Annotated in this window: 15 protein-coding genes; 2 read left to right on the top strand and 13 right to left on the bottom strand. The window is 72.8% G+C overall.

All coding sequences use genetic code 11. From position 1 onward, the window contains the following. Positions 1 to 96 precede the first annotated feature (96 nt). The 4 genes from BMY07_RS02265 to BMY07_RS02250 all read right to left on the bottom strand — a co-directional run bounded on the left by BMY07_RS02265 (position 97) and on the right by BMY07_RS02250 (position 4,102). On the bottom strand, positions 97 to 1,137 hold the full coding sequence (locus BMY07_RS02265; protein ID WP_092774686.1) for a FecCD family ABC transporter permease: 1,041 nt from the start codon (positions 1,135 to 1,137) through the stop codon (positions 97 to 99). Further along, a complete protein-coding gene (locus BMY07_RS02260) occupies positions 1,134 to 2,111 on the bottom strand; it encodes a FecCD family ABC transporter permease (protein WP_092774685.1) in 978 nt (325 codons plus the stop codon). Before BMY07_RS02260 ends, BMY07_RS02265 begins: the two co-directional genes overlap by 4 nt. A 25-nt stretch (positions 2,112 to 2,136) precedes the next feature. Continuing rightward, positions 2,137 to 2,760 carry an HAD family hydrolase gene (locus BMY07_RS02255; RefSeq protein WP_177215385.1) on the bottom strand — a complete coding sequence of 208 codons (624 nt, stop codon included), beginning with the start codon at positions 2,758 to 2,760 and terminating at the stop codon, positions 2,137 to 2,139. A gap of 316 nt (positions 2,761 to 3,076) precedes the next feature. After that, entirely contained in the window at positions 3,077 to 4,102 is a 1,026-nt protein-coding gene (locus BMY07_RS02250; RefSeq protein WP_092774683.1) for an LLM class flavin-dependent oxidoreductase, read from the bottom strand. Positions 4,103 to 4,152: 50 nt separating this feature from the next. On the opposite strand from BMY07_RS02250, the gene BMY07_RS02245 reads away from it, so the two are divergent. Then, positions 4,153 to 4,614 (top strand): MarR family winged helix-turn-helix transcriptional regulator, encoded by a 462-nt coding sequence (locus tag BMY07_RS02245; RefSeq protein ID WP_245782144.1) that lies wholly within the window; start codon positions 4,153 to 4,155, stop codon positions 4,612 to 4,614. 11 nt (positions 4,615 to 4,625) lie between these two features. Here the strand turns inward: BMY07_RS02245 and BMY07_RS02240 are convergent, their stop codons facing one another. The 9 genes from BMY07_RS02240 to BMY07_RS02200 all read right to left on the bottom strand — a co-directional run bounded on the left by BMY07_RS02240 (position 4,626) and on the right by BMY07_RS02200 (position 14,656). Continuing rightward, on the bottom strand, positions 4,626 to 5,660 hold the full coding sequence (locus tag BMY07_RS02240; protein ID WP_092774681.1) for a hypothetical protein: 1,035 nt from the start codon (positions 5,658 to 5,660) through the stop codon (positions 4,626 to 4,628). 134 nt (positions 5,661 to 5,794) lie between these two features. Further along, on the bottom strand, positions 5,795 to 6,823 hold the full coding sequence (locus tag BMY07_RS02235) for a zinc-dependent alcohol dehydrogenase family protein (protein ID WP_092774680.1): 1,029 nt from the start codon (positions 6,821 to 6,823) through the stop codon (positions 5,795 to 5,797). 130 nt (positions 6,824 to 6,953) lie between these two features. Beyond that, positions 6,954 to 7,940 (bottom strand): SGNH/GDSL hydrolase family protein, encoded by a 987-nt coding sequence (locus BMY07_RS02230; protein ID WP_092774679.1) that lies wholly within the window; start codon positions 7,938 to 7,940, stop codon positions 6,954 to 6,956. Beyond that, on the bottom strand, positions 7,937 to 8,488 hold the full coding sequence (locus BMY07_RS02225; RefSeq protein WP_218150563.1) for a DUF1501 domain-containing protein: 552 nt from the start codon (positions 8,486 to 8,488) through the stop codon (positions 7,937 to 7,939). The genes BMY07_RS02230 and BMY07_RS02225 overlap by 4 nt, the downstream gene beginning before the upstream one ends. A 235-nt stretch (positions 8,489 to 8,723) precedes the next feature. Continuing rightward, positions 8,724 to 9,344 carry a hypothetical protein gene (locus BMY07_RS02220; RefSeq protein WP_092774677.1) on the bottom strand — a complete coding sequence of 207 codons (621 nt, stop codon included), beginning with the start codon at positions 9,342 to 9,344 and terminating at the stop codon, positions 8,724 to 8,726. Between the two features lie 136 nt (positions 9,345 to 9,480). Continuing rightward, positions 9,481 to 10,458, bottom strand: coding sequence for a GlxA family transcriptional regulator (locus BMY07_RS02215; RefSeq protein ID WP_245782143.1), 978 nt, complete (start codon positions 10,456 to 10,458; stop codon positions 9,481 to 9,483). 72 nt (positions 10,459 to 10,530) lie between these two features. Then, positions 10,531 to 11,061: a hypothetical protein gene (locus BMY07_RS02210; protein ID WP_092774676.1), complete on the bottom strand. Its 531-nt coding sequence runs from the start codon at positions 11,059 to 11,061 to the stop codon at positions 10,531 to 10,533. Continuing rightward, on the bottom strand, positions 11,061 to 13,337 hold the full coding sequence (locus BMY07_RS02205) for an ATP-grasp domain-containing protein (RefSeq protein WP_143073308.1): 2,277 nt from the start codon (positions 13,335 to 13,337) through the stop codon (positions 11,061 to 11,063). Before BMY07_RS02205 ends, BMY07_RS02210 begins: the two co-directional genes overlap by 1 nt. Positions 13,338 to 13,348: 11 nt before the next feature. Further along, complete coding sequence (locus BMY07_RS02200; RefSeq protein ID WP_092774674.1) at positions 13,349 to 14,656, bottom strand: B12-binding domain-containing radical SAM protein; 1,308 nt, start codon at positions 14,654 to 14,656, stop codon at positions 13,349 to 13,351. Positions 14,657 to 14,955: 299 nt separating this feature from the next. On the opposite strand from BMY07_RS02200, the gene BMY07_RS02195 reads away from it, so the two are divergent. Continuing rightward, positions 14,956 to 16,416 (top strand): DNA-3-methyladenine glycosylase 2, encoded by a 1,461-nt coding sequence (locus BMY07_RS02195; protein ID WP_092774673.1) that lies wholly within the window; start codon positions 14,956 to 14,958, stop codon positions 16,414 to 16,416. The last annotated feature ends 16 nt before the right edge of the window (positions 16,417 to 16,432 follow it).

Raw genomic sequence — 16,432 nt, 5'->3', positions numbered from 1 at the left:
TGCGCGCTAACAAAGTTAGGTCATCCTTACTTGCGACCCACCAGGGTGTCAATGTGATGGACCGACGGCAACGGACCAGCGGCGTCCGAAGGCCACTCAACGGCGGCCGGAGCGCCATTCCGTGGCTAGGAGCCAGGCTAGGTAGAGGCCGCCGATGGCGGCGGTTGCGACGCCTACTGGGAGGGCGTTCTGGCCGAAGACCCGCTGGGACAACACATCCCCGCCCAACAGCAGGGTCGCGCCCATCGCGGCGGCTGGGAGTAGTGCTACGCCGGATGAGCCTGCGAGGCGTCGTGCCAACTGGGGTGCGGCCAGTGCGACGAAGGCGATGGGTCCGGCGCAAGCGGTGGCGACGGCGGTAAGAGCGACGCTGATCACCACGAGAGAGAGGCGGGTCGGCTCTGTGCGGATGCCGAGCATGGTCGCCGTCTCGTCGCCCATCTCCAGTACACCGAGCCTGCGCCCTAGGACTATCGCGGCCGGTAGGAGTACCGCCATGGCTATGGCCATTGGCAGCACTTCCGACCACCCGCGACCGTTGAGGCTGCCGACGAGCCATACCTGGGCCGCCTGTGCCTGGCGCAAACCAGCTCTGGTGAGGATGTAGGTGTTAAGGGAGCCAAGAACCGCCGTGACGCCGATACCAATGAGGATCAGTCGGTAGCCCTGGACGCCGGTGCGGTAAGCGAGGCCGTAGACGATGATCGCCGCGATGACCCCGCCCAGGATGGATCCGAGGGCGATCTGGGTCATGCCGCCGCCGAAGACGATCAGCACGAGGATCGCGCCGGTGGCCGAGCCGGTGGAGAACCCGATGATGTCCGGGCTGCCCAACGGGTTGCGGGACAGGCTCTGGAAGATCGCGCCGCTGACCCCGAGCCCGGCACCGACCAGGACCGCGGTCGTAACCCTGGGCAGGCGCAGGTCGAACACGATGTACTTCTGGCCGCCGGTGCCCGCGCCCTGCAGGGTGTTCCACAACTGCGCCAGGTTCAGCGCGAAGTCACCGGTCAGCAGGCCGAGCAGCGCCAGACCCGCGACCACGAACAGCAGCGCGACGACGACGATCACCGCGCGCGGGTGTGCGCGGAAGGACAGCGCCCCGACGCGGACGGGGACACCGGACACGACGCTCACAGGTGCGCCAGCTTCCTGCGCCTGCACAGCGCGATGAACACCGGGGCGCCGACGAAGGCGGTGATGATCCCGACCTCCATCTCCCGCGGCGCGATGATCAGCCGTCCGACCACGTCCGCGCCGAGCAGCAGCACCGGCGCCAGCAGCGCGCTGACCGGTAGCACCCACCTCTGGTCCGGCCCGACCATCGCGCGCGCCATGTGAGGCACGGTCAGCCCGATGAACGCGATAGGCCCAACGGCGGCGGTCGCGGCCCCGCACAGCAGCGTGATGGCCACCGCGGAGCTGACGCGGACCGTAGTGAGGTTCACCCCGAGCGCCCGCCCGGTTTCGTCACCGAGGGCGATGGCGTTCAACGGCGAGGCGAGCCCAGCAGCGACAACGAGTCCGGCTAGCACGAACGGCGCGATGTCGGCCACGACGGTCATGTCGCGTCCTTCGAGTGAGCCGATCTGCCAGAACCGGAACTGCTGGAACGCGGCCGGGTCGAGCACGGTGGTCGCCGCCACGAACGCGCCGAGGGTCGCGCTGATCGCCGCCCCGGCCAGCACCATCCGCTCCGGGGTGACCGTGCGCCCGGTCGACCCGAGGACGTAGACCAACACGGAGGCGACGGCGGCGCCGAGGAACGCGAACCAGATGTAGCCGTTGACGGTCGTGATCCCGAAGAACGCGATGGCGGCCACGACGGCGGTCGAGGCGCCGATGTCGACGCCGAGCAGCGCCGGGTCGGCCAGCGGGTTGCGGGTCAGCGACTGCATGAGCGCCCCCGCGACCCCGAGCGCGACGCCGACCAGCAGGCCGATGAGCGTCCTGGGCACCCGCCGGTCCCAGATGATGGTGGCCTCGTCGCCGCTGGGCACCACCCCGGTGAGCACGTCCCAGACCGTCGAGAGCGGAATGGTCCGCGACCCGATGGCCACACTGAACAGGCACACGAGGACCAGCCCCGCGCCCAGCAGCCCCAACCGCACCCACGCCTCCCAGGTTAAGTGAGCCTTACCTTAACTCCGAGAGGTCGGCCACCCACAACGCCCCCAGGGCGGATCCCACCCCGACGAACCCGAACCCGGCACCCTCCGCGGCCACCCGGTCCATGGGCGCGTCGCCGACGTAGACGGTGTCGGCCGAGGTGACGCCGTGGGCGCCGAGGACGCGCTTGGCATCGTCGAACACGGCGGGGTCCGGCTTGTGGCTGGCGGTGAGGTCGGCACCGTGCACGAAGGCCAGGCGGTCGACGGGGAAGCCGGAGAAGTCGAGGTCGGCGCGGGTGGGATCGGTGTTGGCCGAGGTGACGACGCCGACGTGGGTCCCGTGGTCGAGCAGGGCGGTGACCAGCTCACACGCCCCGGCGGCGGCGGACTTGCGGTAGAGGTGCTCCAGGCTGAGGTTGGCGGCCTTCATGTCCGCGAGGGACGCGGAACCCCGGTAGAGCGCGGTGATCAACTCGTCGTACGGCTTGCCCCAGTGCTCCCGCAGCACGTCCTCGGTGAGGTCGATCCCGTAGAACCTCGCCGCCACGGCCTGGTGGTGCGCCCACTTGACCACCCGCGTGAGCAACAAGGTGTCATCCAGGTCGAACACCACCGCCCGCGCCCCCCACACCACACCCCGCGCGTCCACACCAGCCCCTTCCGCCACCCCCCCACCCTCGCACGCCGCAGAGGACCGCGACGGAGTCGACGATCCACGGACCCAAGGCCCGAACCTCCACGGCCGCGGCTCACAGCACGATCGGGGCTGTCACCAACTAGCGAATGCAGGCGCCCACAGTGGCCGCGTTGGGTTCCGGCGGCATCCCGGCGACGGACCAGCCACGGCGACGCCAGCCGCCGGGAGCCGCTCGACCCGGTGTGCGCGGGCCATCGAAGGTCCGGCGCCCGCATAGCGCTAGCGGTCGGCTTCCTCGGCCAATGAGGGGAAACCGGTGGTGGGTGACCTAGCCCAGTTCGGCGCGGACCTGGGGGAGGACCTCGGTGCCGAGGAGTTCGATGGCGGACATGACGTGGTGGTGGGGGACGCCTGCCCAGTCCATCTGCATGGCGTAGCGGTCGGCGCCGAGGAGGCGGCCGACGGTGATGAGGCGGTCGGCGATCTCGTCGGGGCTACCGGCGAAGATGGCCTGGGCGTCGTGGGTGTAGGCGTCGTAGTCGGCGCGGGAGGGGACGGTCCAGCCGCGGGCTCGGGCGCCGTACTTCATGGTCTCGAGCCAGTACGGGTAGAAGGTGTCCTTGGCTTCCTGGGACTTCTTGGCGATGAACCCGATGGCGCCCATGGTCACGTGCAGGCCGGTCTGGCCCGCGCTCTCCCCGGCGCTCCGGTACAGGTCGACCAGCGGCGCGAACCGCTCGGGCTGGCCGCCGATGACCGCGTACACCACGGGCAGCCCCAGCAGGCCCGCGCGGGCGGAGGACTGCGGGTTGCCGCCGGTGCCGATGGAGATGCGCAGGTGCTCGCCGTAGGGCCGGGGCAGCACGTGGGCGTTGTCCAGCGGCGGGCGGAACCGGCCGGACCAGGTGATCGGGTCCTCGCGGTCCAGGCGCAGCAGCAGCGCCAGCTTCTCGTCGAACAGGTCCTCGTAGTCGCCGAGGTCCGCGCCGAAGAGCGGGAACGACTCGGTGAACGAGCCGCGCCCGGCCAGCAGTTCGGCCCGGCCGCGGCTGAGCTGGTCGAGGGTGGTGAACTGCTGGTACACCCGGACCGGGTCCTCGGTGCTCAGCACGGTCACCGCGCTGCTCAGCGTGATCCGCTCGGTGATCGACGCGGCCGCGGCAAGGACGGTGCCGGGGTTGGAGATGGCGTAGGTGTCGAGGTGGTGCTCACCGAGGCCGTAGAAGGAGAGGCCCAGTTCGTCGGCGAGCCTGATGCGCTCCAGCGTGTTCGCCAGCGCCTCGGCGACCGAGACCTGCTCGCCGGTGCCCGGGTCGGGGTGGCGGTCGGCGAAGCTGTAGATGCCGAGTTCCATGCGACTTATGATGACACATCAACAAACAACCGCGCCGAGGGAGGCCCACCGTGCCGCGCTGGCTCGACGAACGCGAGTCCCGGGTCTGGCGGGCGCACCTGGCGCTGCACACCGAGCTGCAGGCCGTCCTCGAGCGCAGGCTGCTCGCCGACTCCGGCCTGTCCCTGGCCGACTACGCCCTGCTGGTCCCGCTCTCGGAGTCCCCGGACGGCGTGGTCCGCGCCCGCGACCTGGCGGCGTCGGTCGGCTGGGAGCGCAGCAGGCTCTCCCACCACCTGACCCGCATGCAACGCCGCGGCCTCATCGCCCGCGAGACCTGCCCCGACGACGCCCGCGGCGCCATGGTCCGCATCACCCCCGACGGCATCTCCGCCATCACCGCCGCCGCCCCCACCCATGTGGCCGACATCCGCCGCACCTTCATCGACCACCTCACCCCCGCCGACCTCACCGCCCTCGACGACATCTACACCCGCCTCCGAGCAGCCCTCGCCGAGGAGTCCGAGCTGTGATGCCCCGGTGGTCAGCCCGGTGGCTCGGGGACCGGGGGGATGGTGTCGGGGCATACCTGGCGGTCCGGCGGGGTGCGGAGGTTCGAGCACGCGTGGGCATCTCCGGCCGTGGTGTGCAGTTCGACGTGGGTTTGTAGTGAGCCGGGTGGGGCGGTGGAGAAGGGGCGGGTTTCTGCTCGGCTTCCGCCTACCTCCCTTACCCGCAGCTCTACCGGGATGTCGACGGTGAGTACTACGGCCTCGGCGGCTGGGAGTGCGATCTGGGGTGTGAAGGTGAAGCGGCGTTCCCAACTGCGGTCGCCGTGGAGCAACGCCCCGCCGGTCAGGGGGAGGTCGAAGCGGCTGTCGGCGAGGGTTACCTGCCCGTGCAGCCTGCGGTTTCCGTCCGCGCCCACCGGGCCTGCGACGAGGTCGTCGGACACCTGGAAAGCCCATTCTTCGAGGTTGTTCACCCAGTGCCCGGCGTCGAACTCGGAGTAGACGGTCAATTCGAGCAGGGGAACGACGTCCCGGCGGTTGTTCCTGACGGTGATCGCCACCCGGTCCATTGCCTCGTTCCTCGACGTCGCGATCTGCTGGATCTCGACCCCGCTCGGCTCGGGGTGGACGTCGAACAGGATCGCGAGCGCGGCCCCGCGACTGGCGGGAACGGCGATCGCACCGGACAGCAGCGCGGGGACCAACGCCAGCAAGATCACGCGCAAAGCCGCGCGCGGTCGCCGCGGGCCGCCCGCGAGCACCACCGCCAGCGAGATCTCGGCGGTGCCGAGCAAGAGGACCGAACCCCACGGCCTACCCACGATCGCCGCGATGACCAGCGAGACAACGACAAGCACGACCACGCCCCACAGGGGACCCGCGGCGAACGAACGGACGTGCAGGTCTCGCCCCACCAGCACGGCCGGACCCGCGATGCCCCGCGCCGACTGGTGGGGCGCCACCGCGTCGCCACCGATGTCGGCCGCTTGGACCGCGGACCCGCCGTGCTGGGAATCGATGTCGTTCGCGGCGCGGGGAGTCGGGTCGACGTTGCCTGGATCGATCACGCGGCGATGCTATCCGGAAAAGCGCAGGGCTTCGGCGAAAAAGGGCAGGAGCCGGAACTGTCGTCCTTTTGTCTCTTTCCCCGGCTTTCCGTCAACACCACGGCGGACCGCGAGCAGATATCCGGCGGAAACGGTCAGGGCTCGATCATGGTGACGCCGTTGCCGGGGGTGTTGCCCATGGCGGTGAGGGCGGTGGGGGCGGCGTCGAGGGGGATTGTCCTGGTGATGAGGAGGTCGGGGCGGAGGGTGCCGGTGGTGACCATGGACATCATCTCGGGGTAGGCGTGGGCGGGCATGCCGTGGCTGCCCAGCAGGTGCAGTTCGTAGGCGATGACGCGGGACATGGGGACGGGTGGGTCCTTGGGCAGCAGGCCCACCTGGACGTGGCGGCCGCGGCGGCGGAGGCTGGTGATGGAGGCGGCGCAGGTGGCGGGGCTGCCGAGGGCGTCGAGGGACAGGTGGGCGCCACCGCCGGTGAGATCGGTGATGGCGGCGGGGATGTCGACGGTGGTGACGGGGTTGAGCGACGCCACCGCGCCCAGGGACGCGGCCATCTCCAGGGCCGCGAACGAGATGTCGACGGCGATCACCCGGGCACCGGCCGCCGCGGCGACGGCGACCGCGGACAACCCCACCCCGCCGCAGCCGTGTACCGCGACCCACTCCCCCGGCTTGACCCGCCCCTGCGCGATCACCGCCCGGAACGCCGTCGCGACCCGGCAGCCCAACCCGGCGGCGGTCGCGAACGGCATGTCCCCCGCGAGTCCGATCAGGTTGACCTCGGCGTCCTCCACTGCGACGTACTCCGCGAACGACCCCCAGTGCGTGAACCCGGGCTGCGTCTGCCGCTCGCACACCTGCTGCTCCCCCGCCGCGCAGGACGGGCACCGCCCGCACGCGCAGACGAACGGCACCGTCACCCGGTCCCCCTCGCGCCACCGCGTGACACCGGTCCCGACCGCGGCCACCGTGCCCGCCAGCTCGTGGCCGGGCACGTGCGGCAACCGGATGTCGGGGTCGTGCCCGATCCACCCGTGCCAGTCGCTGCGGCACAGCCCGGTCGCGGCCACCCGGATCACCACCCCGCGCGCCGACGGGCACGGGTCCGGCACCGCCTCGACCTGCGGGTCCTCACCAAACCGCTCGAACACCACGGCACGCACCGACGGCCTCCCTCCACACCCCGACCCACCCAGCATTCGGCGGCGGACCGGGCACGGTCAAGGCCAGTACCTCGTCAAGTCCAGCAGCCCGGGCCCGCCCCGCGAGCACGGGACGGGCCGGGCGCGGGGCTCAGTCGCGGGGCAGGACGGCCTCCAGCGCGTCGGCGATGCTCTGGTGGCCGGAGGCGTTGGGGTGGATGAGTGCCCAGCCGCCGGTGCGGTCGAGGATGCCCTCGATCCAGTTGACGCCGTCCGGTTGGCAGACGTCGTGGCCCTCGGTGGCGGCGAAGGTGTTGACGTAGCGGGCGTTGTGGGTGGCGGCCTGCTGGGCGATGACGTCGTTGAGCCGGATCAGCACGTCGGAGCGCAGCCACGCCAGGTCGGGGTAGGTGACGGTGGCGAAGTTGCGCACCCCCTCGGCGCTGAAGCCGTACGCGCAGGTGGACACGTCCGCGGGGATGATCGACGGGTAGCCGACGGCGACCACGGTGACGTTCGGCGCCTGGGCCTTGATCGCCTCGATCAGCTCGCCGTACTCCTGGCTGACCAGGGCGAGGCGGTCGTTCACGGTCGGCACGCCGTCGCCGCCGGTGGTGAAGTAGTCGGCGCAGGGGTGGTCGGTGTCCTTGTCCGCGGAGGCGCCGAGCTGCAGGCAGGCGTAGATCACCTCGGCGAACCCGAACGTGTTGCCGCCCGCCCCGATGGTCACCAGGTTCGTGCTCTCGGTGACGGCATCGATCTGCGGCGGGACCGGACCGAACGGGAAGCCGGGGTCGAGCACGTCGAAGAACGGCAGGTGGTAGCCGGTGGGTTCCTGCGACTGGTTGTAGAGGTTGGCCAGGGTGGCGCCGCCGCAGGAGACGTTCCTCAGGTCGTACACGTCGGCGAGGCGGGTGCGCAGCACCTCCGGGTACGACCCCGCGGTCCGCGAACAGCCGTCGCGGCCACCGGGGACGGGCACCTCGACGCCCGCCGCCGGGATGGCCCCCGCGGTGTAGGAGTCGCCCAACGCCGCCCACTGGAACGGGGCGCGCGGTGCCGCCTGGGCGGGGACGGTCGCGGCGCAGAACAGCGCTACCAGGACGGCGGCGAGTCTGGTGACGTGGGCACGCCTCATCGAATCTGCTCCTCGGGGAAGGACCGCCGCGCCGATCGGCGCGGCACCCAGAGTCGTACCGTCCACAGGGGGCGGAAGCCAGCAACCTCACCCACCCCGGTGGGGGAACCGGGCGGCCGGCGGAACGCGCCGAGCGGCCGGAAGTCGTGGCCGGGGAACACTTTCGCCAGGCCTGCCGGGGACAACCCCAATCGGGTGGAAACCAGCTCGCCGAGCAGGTCGCGGTAGTCGTTGCTGCCGGGGACGTCGCCGTGGTCGAGCGCGGCGGGCGCCAGGCCCTCCCAGGCGCCGGGCACGGTCTTGCCGCGCAGCCCGCCGCCGAGCAGCAGGGCGACGCCGCCGTGGCCGTGGTCGGCGCCGCCGCTGCCGTTCTCCTGGACCCGGCGGCCGAACTCGGTCGTGGTCACCGGGGTCGTGGTGTCGAGCGCCGGGCCGAGGTCGGTGGCGAACGCGTCGAGTGCGGCGAGGGTGGTCGTGGCCTGGGGCGGCCGGCGGATGGTCGATGCCGGTGTAGAGGGTGACCAGCTGTCCGCCCAACGCCGCCACACCCGCCGCACCGGCTCCGGTGATCACGCGGCGACGGGTGAAACCCCTGTCCCACAACCGACGCCGGTGTTCACCGTCGTGGGCGACCCGGGCGGCCTCGGCCCGCGGCCGGGCCTCCGCGCGGTTCGGGCCCAGCCGGTCGAGGTCGGGGCAGTCGGGGTGGATTCCCCGGTTGTCGGTCGTGGGCTCGCTACACCGGGGTAGCCGTTCGGCGGGCCCCAGTTCGTTGGCATCACGTCATTGTGCTACCGACAACTGGCGCGCGAGGGTGGCCTGGGCATAGGCCACCATCGCGTCCCAGCTGTACTCCTTGACCGCGCCGCGCACCTGGCGCGCGGACATCGCCGCGGTCGGGAAGGCCTGCCACACCAGGTCGGCCTCGGGGTCCAGTTGGGTGGCGAGCCACCGGTCGATACCGGTCGAGGAGACCTCGGCAGGCAACTGCGGGGTCGGCCCGAAGGTCACCCTGCACAGCAAGTGGGACACCGGGTTCGAGGTGTCCACAATGGTCGGAACGGTGACCTTGGTCGCCGCGGCGGCAGCGGCGGGACCGGCGTAGAACTCCGCCGCGGGGCGGGGTCCACGCGGTCGGGGCGGCGGTGGCTGCTCGTCGTCCGCGCCGAGCAGCCCGGAACCGGCCAAACCGGACACCGCGACCGGCACGCACGCGGCCGCGCCGAGCCCGCTGCCGACCAGCACCGCCGGCACCCGGCGTCGACCGACCGGCGTGGCCGCGCGTTCGTCTCCGGCGGCGGACTCATCGTCGCCGCCCTTGGCCAAGTTCACAGGTTCGCCCTCGTTCCCCGACGGCCCGGCGTTCCCACCGAGGCGGCGGTAGTGCCAGCGAACGCCGGTCACGCTAGAAGAACACCACCGGGCACAGGTACCTCCGAATGGCCCAAGTACCCGGTTGGCCCGATCGCCTTGCCAGCACTGGAGATCCCGCCCCGGCCCCCGGCACGCCCGGGGGCCGGGGCGCACCCCCAGCGCGCAATCAGGTCTCTTGACCGGCCACAGTGGACGTGAACCGCCGCCGGTATTCCGCAGGCCCAACCGAAAGCCCGCGCAGGAACGCGCGGCGCATCGCCTCCGGTGTGCCGTAGCCGCAGGCGCGCGCGATCCTGCCGACGCTGTCGTCGGTGTCCTCCAACCGCAACCGTGCGGCTTCCAACCGCACCTGGTCGACGTAGCGCCCCGGCGCCACCCCGACCTCCTGGGTGAACGCCCGGGTGAAGTGCCGGGGCGAGAGCCCGGCGCGGCGGGCCAGCGCGGTGACCGCCAGGTCGGCCTCGGGGTGCTCGGCGATCCAGCGCTGCACGTCGCGCAACGGCGCGCGGTGCGCGACCTGGGCCGACATCTGCGCGCTGAACTGGGCCTGGTTGCCCGGCCTGCGCAGGAACACCACCAGGTGCCTGGCGACCGCGAGCGCGACGTCGCGGCCCAGGTCGTCCTCCACCAGCGCCAGCGCGAGGTCGATACCCGCGGTCACCCCGGCCGAGGTGGCGATGTTGCCGTCGCGGACGAAGATCGGCTCGGCGTCCACGGTGACGTCCGGGTGCAGTTCGGCCAGGTCGGCGCAGTACTGCCAGTGCGTGGTGGCCCGGCGCCCGGCGAGGAACCCGGCCTCGGCGAGCACGAACGCGCCGGTGCACACCGACACCAGCCGCCGCGCACGCGCCCCGTTGGCCCGCAGCCACGCCACCAGCGACAGGTCCAGCTCACCCGGTACGCAGCCGCCCGGGGCGACCAGCGTGTCCGCGACCGGGGCGCCGTCGAGGTCGATGTCGGGCGCCAGCCGCATCCTGGCCGAGGTGCGCACCGCGGCCGCGCCGAGGCTGCCGGTGGTGATGGCGTAGGCGGGCGCCTTGCCGTGCTCGGCGAGGACGTCGTTGGCCGAGGAGAAGACCTCGACCGGCCCGACCACGTCGAGCCCCTTGACGCCGTCGTAGAGCATCAGCAGGACGTTGCGCACACCGGCAATCGTGTGCGCCGCACGGCGATGGCGTCAACGACGCGTTGCCCACCTTTCGCGCCACGCCCCCGCTCACAGCGCCCACTGCCGCATCCACAGTGGACGGTCGCGGCCCTGGCCGACCTGGCGCAGCTCGGTGGGGTCGAACAGCACCGGACCGGCGTCGGCGTGCACCAGCAGCACCTCGTGGTAGACCTCGCGGTCGGACAGGATCCAGTCCGGCCTGCACCCCGCCGCCAGCCAGCGGCCGCGCCACAGCGCGGTCTCCTCCACCGCCGCCCGTTCCACCAGTTGGACGCGCTCGACCCGCAACCCCCGTGCGGCGAGGACCATGCCCGCCACGCAGGCCAGCACCCCGCAGTCGACGTGCTCGGCGCTGGGCACGTCGCACCAGGCGAACGGCCACCGGCTCGGCCCCCACCGGAAGTAGCGGAACAGCCAGCCGAGGCCGAAGGTGGTGGTGTCCCACTCGCGCGCGGGTGTGGCCTCGGCGCGGTCGTGGGCCAGCAGCCAGGACCGGGTGTCCGCGCAGGCGGCGCAGTCCGCGTGCTCGGTGAGGGTCGACGGCGGGTGGTCTGGCACGCCTGGTGCGGACACGGTCATCACACTCCGAACCGGAAGCTCATGCTGGCGTCGTAGGCGCCGGCGTCGAGGAACAGCAGGTGGTCGCCCTCGGCGATGCCGTCGGGCAGGGTGAGGCCCGCGCGCGGGCGGTCGTGCTCCATGCACAGCCGCCCGAACACGGACTCATCGCCGGGCGGCAGCCTGCGCCACGGCGCGCCGGGGGCCCGCCACAGCACGGGGTGCGGGTGCGAGCCCCAGTCCGGCAGCTCGGCGATCGAGGCGTCCACGACCGCGGCGCGCCCGTGCCTGCCCTCGCGCACGTCGAGCACGGTGGTGAACACCGCCATCGCCGGTTCGACCAGGTACTTGCCCGGCTCGAACAGCACCTGGTCGAGCGAGCCGAGCTCGCGCACCGCCGCCCTGGTCGCCCGGACCAGCTGCGCGCCCAGCTCGGCGCGGCCGAGCCCGGGCGGCCACCCGCCGCCGAGGTCGAGGCACCTGGCCCGCACGTCGGCGCGGGTGAGCAGGTCGGCGGCCACGGTGATCGCCGCGGTGAACTCGCGCAGCCAGGCGCGCAGCCCGATCTGGCTGGCGGCGTGGTGGAACTGGAGGCCGAGCCTGCCCACCGGGGCGCCGCGCAGTGCGTCGGCGACCGCCCGGTAGGCGCGCGGGCAGGTGACGTCGACACCGAAGCGGGACGGCACGCCGGGCGGGGCCAGCCGCAGGCCGAGCACGTCGGCGTAGACGCCGCCCTCGGCGACCAGCGCCAGCGTCCGCCGCAGGTCGCCGACCGAGTCGCAGAACACCGCGCCGAACTTGACCGGGCCGCCGTCGAAGCGCCACCACTTGGCCGGACCGCCGAGCACGACCCGGTCGCCGGGGAACCCGGCCTCCGCGCACCGGCGGGCCTCGGCCTGCGAGATCACCTCGACCAGCGCGCCGCGCCGCAGCACCGCGCCGAGCACCCGCGGGTCCGGGTTGGTCTTGGCCGAGTAGGCGAACCTGGTCGGCACCCCGGTGGCGTCCTCGACGTCGCGGCACACCCCGGCGAGCCGGTCGAGGCCCCGGTCGAGCACCCCGCCGAAGTAGACCCGCGCCGGGGACTCGTACGGGTCGACCAGCAGCGCGTCGGCGATGTCGGCGGCCCGCCGGTGGTCGAGGTCGACCGGCCGCGGCCGCGGGCGGGGCAGCGCCAGCCTGCGGGAGAGCACCGGCATGCCCGACGGGTGCTTGCCGCCGGGAGCGGGTACCGGGCTGTCGGCGCAGCGGTGCCCGGGGAGCTCACCGTCGCAGGACAGGCCGTGCTGTCCCGTGGGCACGACGCCGATCGCGTGCGGCCCGGCCGGGATCTCCTCGACGACGCGCACGAACCCGGTGGAGTGCGCCTTCTCCCGTTCCTGGCGGGGGATCCCGGTGGCGGCCGCGACCAGCCGCGCGGGCAGGTTGACCCCGGCGAGGGTGGCGCCGTGGATCCACGCCGGGAACCGCGGGTTGACCTCCAGCAGGTACGGGATGCCGGTGTCGGTCTCCCGGACGATCTCGACCTCGCCGCCGCCGGTCCACCGGGTGACCCGGACCAGGTCGACCAGCCGGGCCCTGCTCGGCGGGTCGAGCAGGTCGACCGACCCCGCCCAGGTCTTGCCCTCGGCGGTCACCATCGTCTTGCGCATCGCGCAGGCGCCGAGCAGCTCGCCGTCGAGCGCGGCGAACACCACCGACTCCTCCGCGCCGTCGACGTGCCGTTGCAGCAACGTCTCCCCACCCCAGGTCGCGCGCAGTCCGGCGATGGCCGCCGCCAACTCGGCGCGGCCGTTGGTGGCCACGGCCTCGTAGCGCGACCCCTTCACCCAGACCCGCCAGCCGTGCCGGACCGCGAAGTCGGCGCCGTCCTCGACGCCCTCGGCGAAGCGGTACTCGGGCACCGCGAGACCCAGCAGCGACGCCGCCGTCTCCCCCGGTTTCACGACGGCGTCGAACGCGGCGCTCGGGGGCAGCAGCAGCGCGGGGTGCCCGGGCTGGCGATCGGCGAGCAGCGCGGCTTCCAAGTCCAGGCCGGGCAGGAACACCGCGCCAGCCGACTCCACGATCGACACCAGACCGGCGCACAACGCGTCCAGGTCGGCGGTGTGCCAGCCGGGCCGCACGTGCACCCGGTCGAACTCCGAGGCGCTGAGCCCGGTCGAGCGCGGCGAGTAGTCCACCGCCTCCAGCCGCAGCCGCGGCCACGCCGACCGCAGCGACCGGGCCAGGCCGAGCCCGGGCGACGGGTTCGGGCCGGAGTGCACGCCGGACAGCACGACAGTGGGAGTCGACACCGGTGCCCCCTTCAGTGCTCGGTGGCGAAGTAGGCGGCGAGCCGCTCGTCCTCGCGCATGCGCAGCTGGGACCACAGCGCGTCGTAGTCGCGCGTGGGGATCGCGGAGTGGTTGTCGTTGTGGTCGGAGTAGTCCTGGAACGCCGTGTCCGACAGGGCCTCCGGGGTCAACCGCGCCCTGGCCGACGCCCAGTGCGAGCGCTCGCCGAGCGGGGTGTGCGGCAGCGGGTAGTAGCGGTAGGCGTCGAAGGCGAGGCGGGGCACGGAGTCGATGAGGTCCAGCGTCGCCTCGGCGTCGGCCCGCCCCTCCCCCGGCCAGCCGATGCCGATCGAGGCCCGGATGACGTAGCCCAGGTCGATGGCCCGGTTGAGCACGTCGGCGACCCCGCCGCGCAGCGTGCCCTTGGCCAGCCGCCCGCGGGTCTCCGCCGAGGCCGACTCCACCCCGACGTAGAGCGCGCGGAACCCGGCGCGGTGCATCAGGGCGAGCAGGTCCGGATAGCGGTCGAGATCCGACAACTGGACATCGCACCCGTAACGGAATGGGCTGCCATCGGCGATCGCGCGAGCGCAGAAGTCGCGTACCCGCCGTTGTCTGGTGTCGATGAAACAGTCGTCGACGAAGTAGAATCCGCGCGCCCCGGTGACCGAGTTCAGTTCCGCGAGGTCCTCGTGCAGTTTCCCGGCGGTGACGTAGCGGAACCGCGCGTGCGGGTACTGGGCGTTGAGGTAGCAGAATGTGCAGCGGCGCGTGCAACCGCGCGCGGAAGCGACGTGGATACCCGGGACGGCCATGTTCGGCCAACTGCGCGCGGGGTGCACGTAGTCGGGCAGGCCCGACCACCACGACGGCACGCCGACCGCGTCCAGGTCCGGCGGCTCGACCCCGTGCACCAGCCCGCCGCGGCGCGGCCGGGAGTCCAGCCAGGCCACCATCGCCTGCTCGCCGTCGCCGAGCACCAGGGTGTGCACACCGCGCCAGATCAGCGCGTCCGGGTCGGGGAACGTGCTGACCAGCGGCCCACCGGCCACCACGGGCAGCCCGGGGGCGACCGCGGCGAGGTGGTCGACGACGGCCCGGAACCGGCGCGCCCCGACCCCCTGCTTGGCGGTCACGCCCACGACCGCCGGACTCGACTCCGCCAGCGCCGCGTCCAGGCTGGCCGCCAGGTCCGCGCCGTTGAGGTCGAGCACCGCCACGTCGTGGCCGGCCGCCCGCAGTGCGTGCCCGACGGTGAGCGCGCCCCACGGCGGGAACGCGAGTGGATTGCCGTCGTCGTAGATCCCCGGGTGCACCAGCAGCACCTGTTGCCCGCCCACCGCGTCTCCTCCCGTTCGAGCCGGGCATCGCGGTCGGTCAGGACCCCGTTACCCATTCCCGCGACTCACGACACGATCCAGCGACACGCCGCTCCGGCGTTTCCAGTGCACCACCGACAATGGCCGCTGGGGAATTCCAAGAACGGGCCGAAATCCCGCACGTTCGGTAGTCGAAAAGGCGGCGGCGCTGGGCCGAACGGGGTTTTCCGGTCGGTACACCACCCGGGCGGCGCAACCCCGCCGAGCGTGATGTCGTTTTCCCGCTGGAGTCGGCGCGCGGAACCCGAGATGCTGGGGTCATGCACTCCGACACCGAGCGGTGCGTCCGCGCCGTGCAGTCGCGGGACGCGCGGTTCGACGGGTGGTTCTTCACCGCCGTGCTCACCACCGGGATCTACTGCAGGCCCAGCTGCCCCGTGCTGCCGCCCAAGGCCCGCAACATGCGCTTCTACCCGAGCGCGGCCGCCGCGCAGCAGGCCGGGTTCCGGGCGTGCAAGCGGTGCCTGCCCGACGCCTCGCCCGGGTCCCCGCAGTGGAACGAGCGGGCCGACCTGGTCGGCAGGGCGATGCGGCTGATCGCCGACGGCGTCGTCGACACCGGCGGGGTGCCCGCGCTGGCCGCGCGGCTGGGCTACAGCGTCCGGCAGGTGGAGCGGCAGCTGCGCGCCGAACTGGGCGCGGGGCCGTTGGCGCTGGCCAGGGCGCGGCGGGCGCAGACGGCGCGGGTGCTGATCGAGACCAGCGGGCTCGCGATGACCGAGGTGGCGATGGCCTCGGGGTTCGGCAGCATCCGGACGTTCAACGACACCGTGCGCGAGGTGTTCGCGCTCTCGCCGACCGACCTGCGCAGGCGGGCAGGCGCGCAGGCGCGTCCGGTGTCGGGCGGGTTGACCGTGCGGCTGCCGTTCCGGGCGCCGTTCAGCCCGAGCAACGTGTTCGGCCACCTCGCCGCGACCGCGGTGCCCGGTGTCGAGGAGTGGCGGGCGGGGGCGTACCGGCGGAGCATGCGGCTGCCGAACGGGCCGGGGGTGGTGAGCCTGCGCCCGCAGGCCGACCACGTGCGCTGCGACCTGGCGCTGACCGACCTGCGCGACGTGCCGGTGGCGATCAGCCGGTGCAGGCGCCTGCTCGACCTGGACGCGGACCCGGTGGCCGTCGACGACCTGCTCGCCGCCGACCCGCTGCTGGCGCCGCTGGTCCGCCGCACCCCGGGCAGGCGGGTCCCGCGCACGGTCGACGGCGACGAGATGGCGGTGCGCGCGGTGCTCGGGCAACAGGTGTCCACGCAGGCCGCCCGCACCCACGCCGCCCGCCTGGTGCTGGCGCACGGCGAGCCGATCGCCGACCCTGGCGGCGGCCTCACGCACCTGTTCCCCGACACGGCGGCGTTGGCGGAGATCGACCCGGAGACGCTGGCGTTCCCCCGGTCCCGGCGGGCGACCCTGCTGGGCCTGGTGGCCGCGTTGCCCCGGATCGACCTGTCCCCCGGCGGTGACTGGCGTGCGGCGCGGGAGGACCTGGCGGCACTACCGGGCATCGGACCGTGGACAGTGGAGACCATCGCGATGCGCGCTCTAGGCGACCCGGACGCATTCGTCGCCAGCGACCTAGGCATTAGGGCAGCGGCGAAGGAGTTAGGTCTACCTAGCGCTCCTGCCGCACTCATCGCCCACTCCGCTGCCTGGCGTCCGTGGCGCTCTTACGCCGTGCAGTACCTGTGGGCGACCGGAAACCACCCGATCAACCACCTCCCCACCTGACCCGCGGCACCGACTG

The sequence above is a fragment of the Actinokineospora terrae genome, assembly GCF_900111175.1.
GTDB lineage: Bacteria > Actinomycetota > Actinomycetes > Mycobacteriales > Pseudonocardiaceae > Actinokineospora > Actinokineospora terrae.
The sequence above is the reverse complement of the archived record's forward strand: the minus strand, read 5'-3'. Positions and strand labels throughout refer to the sequence as shown.